Origin of the sequence: Micromonospora sp. LOL_025, from assembly GCF_048060285.1 — a bacterium.
Taxonomy (GTDB): Bacteria; Actinomycetota; Actinomycetes; order Mycobacteriales; family Micromonosporaceae; genus Micromonospora.
This window is the reverse complement of sequence record NZ_JBHMIR010000015.1, coordinates 70,157-82,459: the sequence shown is the minus strand read 5'-3', so window position 1 is coordinate 82,459 and position 12,303 is coordinate 70,157. Positions and strand designations below refer to the sequence as shown.

10 protein-coding genes are annotated in these 12,303 nt (G+C 74.3%); all 10 read left to right on the top strand.

Annotation, left to right across the window (positions count from 1 at the left end; all coding sequences use genetic code 11):
- Window positions 1–3 precede the first annotated feature (3 nt).
- The 10 genes from ACFHW0_RS19305 (at window position 4) to ACFHW0_RS19260 (ending at window position 12,204) form a co-directional block, all read left to right on the top strand.
- Window positions 4–981, top strand: coding sequence for an ABC transporter ATP-binding protein (locus tag ACFHW0_RS19305; protein ID WP_416609509.1), 978 nt, complete (start codon window positions 4–6; stop codon window positions 979–981).
- The gene (locus tag ACFHW0_RS19300) at window positions 978–1,961 is read left to right on the top strand and encodes an ABC transporter ATP-binding protein (RefSeq protein WP_416609507.1); all 984 of its coding nucleotides are present in this window, start codon (window positions 978–980) and stop codon (window positions 1,959–1,961) included. Before ACFHW0_RS19305 ends, ACFHW0_RS19300 begins: the two co-directional genes overlap by 4 nt.
- A gap of 10 nt (window positions 1,962–1,971) precedes the next feature.
- The gene (locus tag ACFHW0_RS19295; RefSeq protein ID WP_416609506.1) at window positions 1,972–3,210 is read left to right on the top strand and encodes an amidohydrolase family protein; all 1,239 of its coding nucleotides are present in this window, start codon (window positions 1,972–1,974) and stop codon (window positions 3,208–3,210) included.
- On the top strand, window positions 3,207–4,853 hold the full coding sequence (locus ACFHW0_RS19290; RefSeq protein WP_416609505.1) for a DUF885 domain-containing protein: 1,647 nt from the start codon (window positions 3,207–3,209) through the stop codon (window positions 4,851–4,853). Before ACFHW0_RS19295 ends, ACFHW0_RS19290 begins: the two co-directional genes overlap by 4 nt.
- Before the next feature lie 51 nt (window positions 4,854–4,904).
- Complete coding sequence (locus ACFHW0_RS19285; RefSeq protein ID WP_416609503.1) at window positions 4,905–5,282, top strand: nuclear transport factor 2 family protein; 378 nt, start codon at window positions 4,905–4,907, stop codon at window positions 5,280–5,282.
- Window positions 5,279–5,605: a TIGR04076 family protein gene (locus ACFHW0_RS19280; protein WP_416609501.1), complete on the top strand. Its 327-nt coding sequence runs from the start codon at window positions 5,279–5,281 to the stop codon at window positions 5,603–5,605. The genes ACFHW0_RS19285 and ACFHW0_RS19280 overlap by 4 nt, the downstream gene beginning before the upstream one ends.
- On the top strand, window positions 5,602–6,600 hold the full coding sequence (locus tag ACFHW0_RS19275; protein ID WP_416609499.1) for an LLM class flavin-dependent oxidoreductase: 999 nt from the start codon (window positions 5,602–5,604) through the stop codon (window positions 6,598–6,600). Before ACFHW0_RS19280 ends, ACFHW0_RS19275 begins: the two co-directional genes overlap by 4 nt.
- A gap of 171 nt (window positions 6,601–6,771) precedes the next feature.
- A complete protein-coding gene (locus ACFHW0_RS19270) occupies window positions 6,772–9,156 on the top strand; it encodes a discoidin domain-containing protein (protein ID WP_416609497.1) in 2,385 nt (794 codons plus the stop codon).
- 55 nt (window positions 9,157–9,211) lie between these two features.
- Window positions 9,212–11,257, top strand: coding sequence for a glycosyl hydrolase family 28-related protein (locus ACFHW0_RS19265; RefSeq protein ID WP_416609495.1), 2,046 nt, complete (start codon window positions 9,212–9,214; stop codon window positions 11,255–11,257).
- Window positions 11,258–11,529: 272 nt separating this feature from the next.
- Window positions 11,530–12,204: a tryptophan 2,3-dioxygenase family protein gene (locus ACFHW0_RS19260; protein WP_416609493.1), complete on the top strand. Its 675-nt coding sequence runs from the start codon at window positions 11,530–11,532 to the stop codon at window positions 12,202–12,204.
- The last annotated feature ends 99 nt before the right edge of the window (window positions 12,205–12,303 follow it).

The window sequence follows — 12,303 nt, the reverse complement described above, 5'->3', positions numbered from 1 at the left end:
GAAATGGCACCCCTGCTCGAGGTCGACTCCCTGGCCGTCACCCTGCCCGGCCCCACGGGGCCGCTGCCGATCCTGCACGACGTGTCGTTCACCGTCGACGAGGGCGAGATGGTCGGCATCGCCGGGGAGAGCGGGTGCGGCAAGAGCCTCACCGCGCAGACCCTGCTCGGGCTGCTGCCCGCCGGCGCCAGGGTCACCGGGTCGGCCCGCTTCGCCGGCACCGAACTGCTCGGCCTGGACACCAGGCGCTGGCAGAAGGTGCGCGGCGCCGGCATCGCGATGGTCTTCCAGGACCCCACCGCCGCGCTGCACCCGATGCTCACGATCGGCCGGCAGCTCACCGAACACATGCAGGTCCACCTGGGCCTGGACCGGCGGGCGGCCGACCGGCGGGCCGTGGAGCTGCTCGAGCAGGTCCGCATCCCCGACCCGCAGCGGGCGGTGCGGGCGTACCCGCACCAGTTCTCCGGCGGCATGCGGCAGCGGGCGGCCATCGCGATCGCCCTCGCCGCCCGCCCCCGGCTGCTGATCGCCGACGAGCCGACCACCGCGCTGGACGTGACGGTGCAGGCCGGCATCCTGGCGCTGCTGGACCAGCTGCGCGCCGAGACCGGGCTGGCCGTCGCCTTCATCACCCACGACCTCGGGGTGCTCAGCGCGCTCACCACCCGCGGGTACGTCTTCTACGCCGGGCGGGTGGTGGAGACCGGGCCCACCGGGGCACTGCTCACCGCGCCGCGCCACCCGTACACGGCGGCGCTGCTCGGCGCCCGCCCGCACGGCACCCAGGCCGTCGGCACGCTGCGCCCCATCCCGGGCGGGCCGCCGGCGCCGGGGCAGGCGCCGCCCGGATGTCCGTTCCAGCCCCGGTGCGGGTTCGCCGAGCCGTCCTGCGGCACCGCGCCGCCCCCGCTCTCCCCCGCCGGCGCCGACCGGTCGGTGGCCTGCGTGGTCCGTCCGCACCTGGAGGTGGCGGCATGAACGAGCCGGTCGGCTCGGGCAACCTGCTCGAGATCAGCGACGTCGAGGTGGAGTACAAGGCGCGCGGCCGGGGGCCGGTACGGGCGGTGGCCGGGGTGAGCCTCGAGGTGGCGCCCGGCCAGATCGTCGGCCTGGTCGGCGAGTCCGGCTGCGGCAAGTCGTCGCTGGCCCGGGTGGCGGTCGGGCTGGCCGCGCCGAGCGCCGGGACGATCCGCTTCGCCGGCCGCCCGGTCACCCCGCTCGGCTGGCGCCGCCGGCCGGTGCCGCAGGTCGGGCTCCAGATGGTCTTCCAGAACCCGTACGCGTCGCTGAACCCCCGGCGCACCATCGGCGCCCAGCTCCTCGACGGGGTGCCCGACACGGTGACCGGCGCCGCCCGCCGGGCGCGGGTCGCCGACCTGCTGGACCGGGTCGGCATGCCGGCCGGGGCCGCGGAGCGGTACCCGCACCAGTTCTCCGGCGGCCAGCGGCAGCGGCTCGCCATCGCGCGGGCGCTCGCGCCCGAACCCCGGATGATCATCGCGGACGAGCCGGTCACCGCGCTGGACGCCTCGTCCCAGGCGCAGGTGGTCAACCTGCTCGTCGGGCTGGTCCGGGACCTGGACATGGGCATGCTGTTCATCTCGCACGACCTGTCCCTGGTGCACGAGATCGCCGACGTCACGGCGGTGATGTACCTGGGCCGGATCGTGGAGACCGCACCCACCCGCCAGCTGTGGCGCTCGCCCCGGCACCCGTACAGCCGGGCGTTGATCGACGCGGTGCCACAGATCGGCCCGCACCCGCAGCTGCCCAAAACGCTCGCCGGAGAGGTGCCCGACCCGGCGCACGCGCCGACCGGGTGCCGGTTCCGGCCGCGCTGCCCGCACGCCTTCGCGCCGTGCGGGAAACAGCCGCCCACGCTCGACCTCGGCGGCCGCAGCGCCGCCTGCTGGCTCAACGACCCCACGGTGGCGCCGACCACCGTGCCCGCCGCGTAGAGGACTCCGCATGCACATCCCCACCGAACAGGTCCTGGTCAACCTCGCGCTCTACGACGGCGTGCGGGACGACGTCCAGCGCGACAGCGGCGTCTGGATCGGCGCCGACGGCACGGTCCGCGCGGTCGGGCCGGTCGACGACGTCCTCGCCGAGGCCGGCGGCGCCCGGGTGGTCGACCTGCACGGCGACCACGTCATGCCCGGCCTGACCAACATGCACGTGCACCTCTCGCTCGGGCTGCCCGGCCACTTCGGCGACGAGGTGCACCGGTCGAACCTCGCCGAACTGGTGCTGCTGATGGCCGACTCGGCGCGGCGGACCCTGCACTCCGGGGTCACCACCGCCCGGCTCGTCGGCGAGAGCCGCTACGCCGACTTCGCCCTGCGCAAGGGGATCGAGCGCGGCGCGGTGGACGGCCCGCGGATCTTCACCGCCGGGCACGCCCTCTGCTGCACCGGGGGGCACGGCTGGGAGGCCGACGCCCTGGAGGCCGACGGGGCGGACGGGTTCCGCCGGCTCACCCGGCAGCAGATCCGGGCCGGCGCCGACCTGATCAAGGTGTGCATCTCCGGCGGCATCGCCGGCGAGTTCGAGTCGATCGACACCCCTCAGCTGCTCGACGACGAGCTGGCGGCGGTGATCCGGGTGGCGCACGACTGGGGACGCAAGGTCACCGCGCACGCCGGCCCGGCCGACTCGGTGCGCCGCGCCGTGGAACTCGGGCTGGACTGCGTCGAGCACGGCTACGAGCTGACCGACGAGGTGACCCGGCTGATGGCCGACCGGGGTGTCTGGTACGTCCCGACCATCGTGGTCAGCCGCTGCGAGCAGTTCTTCCGCGACTCCGGCGTGCCGGGCTGGCTGATGGACCGCGCCCTCGGCGCCGGGCCCCGGCACTGGGAGAGCCTCCAGCACGCCATCCGCAACGGGGTGCCGATCGCGCTGGGCAGCGACATGCCGCCGCACGCCGGCTACGACGAGACGACCGCGACCGTGCGGGAGCTGGAGTTCATGGTGGACGCCGGGATGCCCGTCGCCGACGCGCTGAGGTCCGCCACCATCCGCCCCGCCCAGTGGCTGGGCCAGGCCGACACGCTCGGCAGCGTCGAGGTGGGCAAGCACGCCGACCTGCTGGTCCTGCGCGACGATCCCACCCGCTCGGTGTCCGCGCTGCGCACCCTGCACGCGGTGCTCAAGGGTGGCGTCGCCTACCGCGACGACCACGGCCGCCTCGGCGTCGCCCGATGACGACGATCACCGAGGTCGCCGACGGGTACCTCGACGCGCTCGCCGAGCTGGACCCGGAGGCCGCCGAGGCGTCGGGTCGTACGCCCGGATCGCACTTCGCGGACCTCTCCCCCGACGGCTTCGCCGCCCGCGCGGAGCTGGCCCGCGCCACCGCCACGGCGGCGTCCGGCGCCGACGCCGACGGCACCGCGCAGCGGGCCCTCGCCGGCGCGCTGACCGATCGGCTGTCCAGCGAGGTCGACTTGTACGACGCGGGCTTCACCACCCGGTTGCTCGCCCCGCTGGCGACGCCGGTGCACCTCGTCCGGCAGGTCTTCGACAACCTGCCCCGCCGCAGCGCGGAGGACTGGGCGGTCGTCGCCGCGCACCTGCGCCGGGTGCCGACGGCGCTCGGCCAGTACGCCGACACGCTGCGCTGGTCGGCACAGCGGGGACACCTGGTCGCCCGCCGGCAGGTGCTGGCGGTCGCCGCCCAGTGCACCTCCTGGGTCACCGCCGACGACTTCTACGGCCGGCTGGTCGCCGCTCACCCGGGCGGGCCGCTGGCCGGGGAGCTGGCCGCCGGGGCGCGGTCGGCCGCCGCCGCGACGGCGGACTTCGCCGCGTTCCTGCGCACCGAACTGGCGCCCCGGGCCACCGACGTCGACGGCGTCGGCCGCGACCTGTACGCCGTCACCGCCCGCAGCTTCCTCGGCGCGAGCGTCGACCTGGACGAGTTGTACGCGTACGGCTGGGAGGAGCTGGCCCGCACCGCCGCCGAGCAGCGCGCGGTCGCCGCCGAGCTGGGCCACCCGGACGTGGCGCGGGCGCGGGCCGCGCTGGACGCCGACCCCGCCGGCCGGGTGCCGGTCGGGCCCGACCTGGAGCGCTGGCTGCGGGAGCGCACCGAGCGGCTCACCGACGCCCTGGACGGCCCGCACTTCGACATCCCGGCCGCCACCCGCCGCGTGGTGTGCCGGCTCAGCCCCGCCGCTTCCGGCGTCATGTACTACACCCCGCCGGACGCCGGGTTGACGCGGCCGGGCGGGATCTGGTGGTCGACGCCTCCGGGCGAGTCGACGGTGCCGGTGTGGCGGCACGTCGGGACGCTCTGCCACGAGGGGCTGCCCGGGCACCACCTCCAGCACGCGATCACCCTCACCACCGCCGAGCTGCACCCGTGGCAGCGGTCGCTGTGCCAGGTGCACGGCTACGCCGAGGGCTGGGCGCACTACGCCGAGCGCCTCGCCGACGAGCTGGGCCTCTACGCCGGTCCCGCCGAGCGGCTCGGGATGCTCGACGGGCAGATGTGGCGGGCCGCCCGGGTGGTCATCGACCTCGGCCTGCACCTGGACGTGCCTGTCCCGGCCGGGACCGGTCTCACCGACGCGCGCCGGTGGACCCCCGAACTGGCCGTGGACCTCCTGATCCGCGTCGCCGGGCTGGACCCGGCGACCGCGCGCTTCGAGGTCGACCGGTACCTGGGCTGGCCGGCGCAGGCGTTGGCCTTCAAGGCCGGGGCGCGGCTCTGGCAGCAGGCCCGCCGGGAGGTCGAACGGCGCGAGGGCGCCGGCTTCGACCGCAAGCGGTTCCACCACCGCGCCCTGCGGCTCGGCCCGATGGGGCTCGACCCGCTGCGCGCCCGCCTCGCCGAACTCTCCTGATCCACCGTCACCCCCGACACCCCCGTCCGCCCCGACCGGAAGCGAGCCCCGATGACCGTTGACGATCTCACCGCCGCCATCACCGACATGTACCGGTCGTTGGGCGACCGGGCGGCGTTCGACGCCCGGCTGCACCCCGAACTGACGATCTGGGAGTCCGACGCGCCCGACCTGCTGGACGGTCTGGCCGCCCTCGACGACCTGCGGGACCGCCGGGCGGCGGACCGGGGACCGGCCGCGCCGCCGGCCTCGGTCGCCCCCGAGCAGTTCCGGACCGAGACGTGGGGCGACACCGGCCTGGTCCGCTACGTCCTGCGGGCCCGGTACGCGGCCGGGCAGCCCGACGACTGCTTCCGGGTGACGGACGTGCTGCGCCGCGACGAGCGGGGCTGGCGGATCGTGCACCACCACGCGGAGGCGCTGCGATGAGCGCCGAGGAACCGGTCACCGACCTGTACGACCTGCGGGTCGTGGTGGAACGGATCGAGGGCCGTTCCGTCTGCGGCCTCCAGCCCGGGGACCACATCGACCTGACCGAGTCGAACCGGCTCCGCATCCCCGCCGGTCGACACTTCTGCCTCTACGCCCTCGCCGCGTGCCTGCCGCTGCTGCCGGCCAAGCAGCGCCCGTTGCCGCCGGAGGACTGGCTGGCCCGGGACTGCCACGTGGCCTGCCCCGATCCCGACGAGCGGGTCATCCTGCGCATCGAGCGGACCGGCCGGCGACAGATCCCGACTGGAGAACTGACGTGAGCACCGACGACGGACGCCGACTGGTCGGCGTCGGACTGCAGTCCGACAAGAGTGCCGACGAGTACGCCGCGCTGGCGGAGCTCGCCGAGGGACACGGCTTCGACGTGCTGTCGGTCTTCGGTGACCTGATGTACCAGCCGCCGTTCTTCCCGCTGCTGGTGGCCGCGCGGCACACCCGGCGGATCCGCCTCGGCTCGGCCTGCCTGAACCCGTTCACCATGCATCCGGTGGAGATCGCCGGACAGGTCGCGGCCCTGGACCTGGCGTCGAACGGGCGGGCCTACCTCGGGCTGGCCCGGGGCACCTGGCTGGACCAGGTCGGGGTGCCCCAGGCCCGGCCGCTGCGGCGGATCGCCGAGACCGTCGACGTGGTCCGGCTGCTGCTGTCCCGTGACGACCAGGGCTTCCAGGGCCGGGAGTTCACCGTGGCGCCCGGCACGGCGCTGCGCTACGCCCCGGTCCGCGCCGACGTGCCCGTCCTGGTGGGGACGTGGGGTCAGCAGACCGCCCGGACGGCCGCCGCGTTCGCCTCGGAGATCAAGGTCGGCGGGTCGGCCAACCCGGCGATGGCCAAGACGATGCGCGCCTGGCTGGACGACGCCGCGCCCGAGGCCCGGGTCGGCGTGGTGCTCGGCGCCGTGACCGTGGTGGACGAGGACGGCGCCCTGGCCCGTCGGGTGGCCCGTACGGAGGTGGCCATGTACCTCGCCGTGGTCGCCGCCCTCGACCCGAACGTCGACATCGACCCGGAGCTGCTGGCGCGCATCCAGCAGCACGTCGCCCGCCAGGAACACGACCTCGCCGGCGCGCTGATCGGCGGGGACCTGCTCGACCTGTTCGCCTTCTCCGGCACCCCCGAACACGTCGCGGCGCAGGCCGCGGCGGTGTTCGACGCCGGGGCGACCCGGGTGGAGTTCGGCACCCCGCACGGGTTGACCCCGGCCGGCGGCGTCGACCTGCTCGGCCGCCGGGTGCTGCCGCTGCTGCGGCAATGACGCCGTGGCGGGGGCGGGCGTGCACCGGCCCGCCCCCGCCGCGGGCCCCGCGCCTGCCACGCTTGCACACGCAGTCGATTTCTTTCGTCACGAGATCCAACTCTTGCGCTTGCCAGTCCAGTACTGACACCATGCCCATCGATACCTTTCCGTATCGAAGGGAGCAGGGCCATGGCGGTGTCGCGCCGGAGACTGATCGGATCACTCGCCGCGGGCTCGGCCCTCGCCGCCGTCGCGCCGACCGACCTGATGGCGGCCCTGCGCGGCACCGCGTACGCGGCCAGCCCGCCGGGCGACGTCGTCGGCAAGGTCTCGGTCGGCTACCAGGGCTGGTTCAGCTGCCCCGGTGACGGCGCGCCCATCGGCGGCTGGTGGCACTGGAGCCGCGACCGGTTCCAGTCGCCCTCCCCGGCCAACACCACCATCGTCTCCTGGCCCGACATGCGGGAGTACGCCCGCGGCTACACCACCGCCTACCCGCCGCTCGGCAACGGCCAGCCCGCGCAGCTCTTCTCCTCCTACGACGAGCAGACCGTCGACACCCACTTCCGCTGGATGCGCGAACACGGCTGCGACACCGCCGCCCTGCAACGGTTCAACCCGTTCGGCGACGAGGGGCCCACGCGCGACGCCATGACCGTCAAGGTCCGGGGCGCGGCCGAACGCCACGGCCGCAAGTTCTACATCATGTACGACGTCACCGGCTGGACGGCGATGCAGTCCCAGATCAAGGAGGACTGGCTGCACCGGATGGCCGCGCACACCGCCTCCCCGGCGTACGCACGGCAGAACGGCCGGCCGGTGGTCTGCGTCTGGGGCTTCGGCTTCAACGACGACGGCCGCCCCTTCGCCCCCGCCGCCTGCCTCGACGTCGTCAACTGGTTCAAGGCCCAGGGCTGCTACGTCATCGGCGGCGTGCCGACGTACTGGCGGCAGGGCGTCAACGACTCCCGGCCGGGCTTCTCCGAGGTCTACCACGCGTTCCACATGCTCTCGCCCTGGATGGTCGGCCGCACCGGCACCCTCGACGGGCTCGACTGGTTCCACACCAACGTCAACGTCCCCGACCTGGCCGACTGCGCCGCGCACGGCATCGACTACCAGCCCTGCGTGATGCCGGGCGACCTGTCGGCCGGGCACCGCCGCCACGGCGACTTCTACTGGCGGCACCTCTACAACATGACCCGGCTGGGCGCCCAGGGCCTCTACGTGTCGATGTTCGACGAGTTCAACGAGGGCAACCAGATCGCCAAGACCAGCGAGACGCAGGCGACCACCCCGGCGGGGGCGGGCATCCGCGCACTGGACGAGGACGGCGTCGCCTGCTCCGCCGACTACTACCTGCGGATCACCGCCGACGGCGGCCGGATGTTCAAGGGCCAGCTCGCCCTGACCCCCGTACGGCCGACGCCGCCCGTCGTCGGCGGCGGCCCGGCGCCCGGGGGCGACCTCGCCGCCGGCCGGCCGACGTCGGCGAGCAGCCGGAACGGCTCGTTCGCCGCCGGCAACGCCGTCGACGCCGATCCGAACAGCTACTGGGAGTCCACCAACGGCGCCTTCCCCCAGTGGTGGCAGGTCGACCTCGGCGCGGCGCACGCGGTGACCCGGATCGTGCTGGCCGTGCCGGCCGGCTGGGAGGCGCGCACCAAGACGCTGGCGGTGCAGGGCAGCACCGACGGCGCGACCTTCCGCACGCTCGCCGGGCCGGCCGGGGTCCGGTTCGACCCGGCCACCGGCAACACCGCGACCCTCACCGTGCCGTCGGCCACCGCCCGGCACGTGCGGGTGACCGTCACCGCCAACACCGCCTGGCCGGCGGCCCAACTCGCCCGCGTCGGGGTGTACGCGGCGACCGGGACGCCCACCCCGCCCACGCCGCCGGGCGGCCTCACCGTGACCGGTCGCACCTCGACCAGCGTGTCGCTGGCCTGGACGGCGTCGACCGACGCCGACGGCGTGACCGGCTACCAGGTGCGCCGCGACGGGCAGACCGTGGCGTCCGTCCCGGGCACCTCCGCCACCGTGGGCGGGCTGACGCCCCGCACCGCGTACACCTTCACGGTCGTCGCCGTGGACGGGGGCGGCACCCTGTCGGCGCCGTCCGGCGCGGTGCCGGTGACCACCGACCCGGCGCCCGGGACCGACCTCACCCGGGGCCGGCCGGTGACGGAGAGCAGCCACGTCCAGACCTACGGCTGCGCCAACACCGTCGACGGTGACGCCGACACCTACTGGGAGAGCGCCGGCAACGCCTTCCCGCAGTGGGTGCGGGTCGACCTCGGCACGGTCGTCGACGTCGGACAGGTCGTGCTCCGGCTCCCGCCCGCCGCCGCCTGGCAGCGACGCACGCAGACGGTCGCGGTCGAGGTGAGCCCGGACGGCACCGCCTGGAGCACGCCCGTCGCGCCGGCCGGCCGGGTCTTCGATCCGGCCACCGGCAACCGGGTGGTGCTCGCCGTCCCGGCGACGCCCGGCCGGTACGTGCGGATCCGCGTCACCGGCAACACCGGCTGGCCGGCGGCGCAGCTGTCCCAGCTTGAGGTGTACGCCGCATAGCGGCGGTCACTGCCGGCCGCGGCCGGACCCGTCCCACCACGAGAAGAGTCCCGCCATGCCCCTGAGCAGATACTCGCCGCCCGGACCGTCGTCGCGGCGACGGCCCCGGGCGGCGGTCGCCGCCACCGTCGCGCTCGCCGCCGCCCTCGGCGTCCTGGCCGGCGCGCCCGGCCCGGCCACCGCCACCCCACCCGCCGGCACCGGGCCGGTCGTGACCAGGGCCGGCCTCGACCCGCACCTGGTCGCGGGACGCGGCGCCGACGTCGACTTCGTCGAGCAGGAGGCGGAGAACGCGACCACGAACGGCGAGGTCATCGGCCCCGACCGCACCGCCTACACGCTGCCGGCCGAGGCCTCCGGGCGCCGCGCGGTCCGGCTGACCCCCGGCCGGTACGTCGAGTTCGTCCTGCCCCGCGCCGCCAACGCGATCACCGTGCGCTACAGCATCCCCGACGCCCCGCGGGGCGGCGGTATCACCGCCCCGCTGGACGTGGCGGTCAACGACCGGCGGGTCCGGACGATGACCCTCACCTCGCAGTACGCCTGGCTCTACAACCAGTACCCGTTCTCCAACGACCCGACCGCCGGGCTGCTGCACCCGGACTGGTGGATCACCGAGTGCTCGTGCGTGCCGGCGGCCACCACGCCGTACCCGAGCATCCCCACCCCGTTCCGCCCCAGCCACTTCTACGACGAGCAGCGGCTGCTGCTCGGCCGGACGTACCGGGCTGGCGACCGCGTCCGGCTCACCGCCCCGGCGGGCAGCAACGCGGCGTGGACGGTGATCGACCTGCTCGACTCCGAACTCGTCGGTCCCCCGCGCGTCCGGCTGCGCGCCGCGAACGTCCTGGCCTTCGGCGCCGATCCGACCGGCCGCCGCGACTCCGCCGCCGCCCTGGACCGGGCCATCGCCTTCGCCCGGCGGGCGGACGTGCCGGTCTACCTGCCGCCCGGCACGTACCAGGTCAACCGGCACATCATCGTCGACGACGTGACGATCGAGGGCGCCGGCAACTGGTACACGATCGTCAAGGGGCGCGAGGTCGCGCTGCCCACGCCCGCGCCGGACGGCTCGGTGCACACCGGCGTCGGCTTCTACGGCCGCAGCGCCGCCGACGGCGGCAGCCGCAACGTGCACCTCTCCGGCTTCGCCATCGAGGGCGACGTGCGCGAGCGCATCGACACCGACCAGGTCAACGCGATCGGCGGCGCGATGAGCGACTCCACCATCGACGGGCTGCACCTGCGCCACACGAAGGTGGGCATCTGGTTCGACGGGCCGATGACCAACGTACGGGTCACCAACACGATCATCGTCGACCAGATCGCGGACGGGCTCAACTTCCACACCGGCGTCACCGACTCGCGGGTCGCCCACACCTTCGTCCGCAACACCGGCGACGACGGGCTCGCCATGTGGTCGGAGAAGGTCGGCAACGCCCGCAACCGGTTCGACCACAACACCGTGCAGTCGCCGGTGCTGGCCAACGGCATCGCCCTCTACGGCGGCACCGACCTCACCGTGTCGCACAACCTGGTCGCCGATCCGGTGCGCGAGGGCAGCGCGATCCAGGTCGGATCCCGCTTCGGCGCGGAGCCCTTCACGGGGCGGCTGCTGATCACCGGCAACACCACCGCCCGCGCCGGCACGTACGAGCTGAACTGGAAGATCGGCCTGGGGGCCATCTGGTTCTACGCCCTCGACCGGGACATCGACGCGACCGTCGACGTGATCGGGGACAGCTACCTCGACAACACGTACAACGCCATCATGCTGGTCAGCGACTGGCCGGTGAAGGACCTCCACTCGATCACCGGCGTCCGGTTCCAGGACATCCGGGTCGACGGCACGGGCACCTCCGTGCTGAGCGCCCGCGCGGCGGGCTCGGCCTCGTTGCGCGACGTCGACGCCCGCAACGTCGGCGCCGTCGGCGTCAACAACTGCGGGTCGTTCAACTTCCCGGCGACCGGCTCGGAGTTCGCCCTCACCGATCTCGGCGGCAACGACGGCGGCTGGCTGGCCCCGTGGCAGTTGCCGAACACCATCACCTGCGACGACCGCCCGCCGGTCGTGCCGCCACCGCCACCGTCGCGCTGGTGAGGCCGGTCCGCCGGCGGCGCGTCCCGTGGGGCGCGCCGCCGGCGGCCGTGTGACATGTCTGCCGTCCACTGCTATTGACCCGTGTTGATCTATGTGTTATTCCGCCGCGTTTACACATCGCAGAAAATGGCGGAAACCTCCCCTTTACGGAGCCGGACACGGCCCGCGACGAAGGCGTGACACATTGCCTTTCGTCGTTGCATAATGGCCGCCGCACGCGCTGTCGGGCCGACGTTCCCGACGCAGCGACGCTGACCGAAGGGGACAATTCCGTGAAGCGGGACCACTCACCTGTTCTTCCTGGCGACGGCGCCACGGACTACGCGCGCTACATGCGCACGGACGCGCTGCTCGACCTGCAACGGAGCCCGGCGGACATGATCCACCGCGACGAGTTGCTCTTCCAGGTGGTGCACCAGTCCACCGAGCTGTGGCTGAAGCTCGCGGGGGCCGAGCTGACCGAGGCGGTTGCCCGCCTCCGCGCCGGCGAGCCGGCGGCGGCCGAGCCGCTGTTGGCCCGGGCGACGCTCGGGGTGCGGCTCATCACCGACCAGCTGGAGATGTTCCGGCACCTGTCCCCGGCCGACTTCGAGGCCATGCAACCCGCCCTGGGCAAGGGCTCCGGCGCCGAGTCGCCCGGTTGGCGGCGGGTCCAGGCCGCGAGCCGACAGCTCGGCCGGGCGTTCGCCGACCACCTCGCCGCACGCGGGACCGCCCTGTCCGAGCTGCGCCGGGCGGACCCGACGGACCCCGCCCACCTGCTCGCCGAGGCGATGATGGAGTGGGACGAGCGGGTGTCGCTGTGGCGGGTGCGGCACTACCAGGCCGCCCTGCGCGTCGGGGGCCACGCCCCCGACGGCGCCGAGGCCACGATGCTCGCCAAGCTCATCGGGCACCGGTTCTTCCCGGAACTGTGGCAGGCCCGCGTGAAGCCCGTCCACGCATGAGAGCGACCGTTCCCGTGCCGAACGGCCCCGACAACAGTCCCCACCCACCCCTTAATTCGTCAATTGTCTCCCCGTCCCCGGTTGACACGGGCCGAATAT

Excerpts from the sequence above, each read along its gene's own strand:
- ACFHW0_RS19285 (WP_416609503.1), top strand. The coding sequence starts at position 4,905 with ATGACCGTTGACGATCTCACCGCCGCCATCACCGACATGTACCGGTCG.
- ACFHW0_RS19265 (WP_416609495.1), top strand. The coding sequence starts at position 9,212 with ATGCCCCTGAGCAGATACTCGCCGCCCGGACCGTCGTCGCGGCGACGG.
- ACFHW0_RS19270 (WP_416609497.1), top strand. The coding sequence starts at position 6,772 with ATGGCGGTGTCGCGCCGGAGACTGATCGGATCACTCGCCGCGGGCTCG.
- ACFHW0_RS19300 (WP_416609507.1), top strand. The coding sequence starts at position 978 with ATGAACGAGCCGGTCGGCTCGGGCAACCTGCTCGAGATCAGCGACGTC.
- ACFHW0_RS19290 (WP_416609505.1), top strand. The coding sequence starts at position 3,207 with ATGACGACGATCACCGAGGTCGCCGACGGGTACCTCGACGCGCTCGCC.
- ACFHW0_RS19295 (WP_416609506.1), top strand. The coding sequence starts at position 1,972 with ATGCACATCCCCACCGAACAGGTCCTGGTCAACCTCGCGCTCTACGAC.
- ACFHW0_RS19280 (WP_416609501.1), top strand. The coding sequence starts at position 5,279 with ATGAGCGCCGAGGAACCGGTCACCGACCTGTACGACCTGCGGGTCGTG.
- ACFHW0_RS19305 (WP_416609509.1), top strand. The coding sequence starts at position 4 with ATGGCACCCCTGCTCGAGGTCGACTCCCTGGCCGTCACCCTGCCCGGC.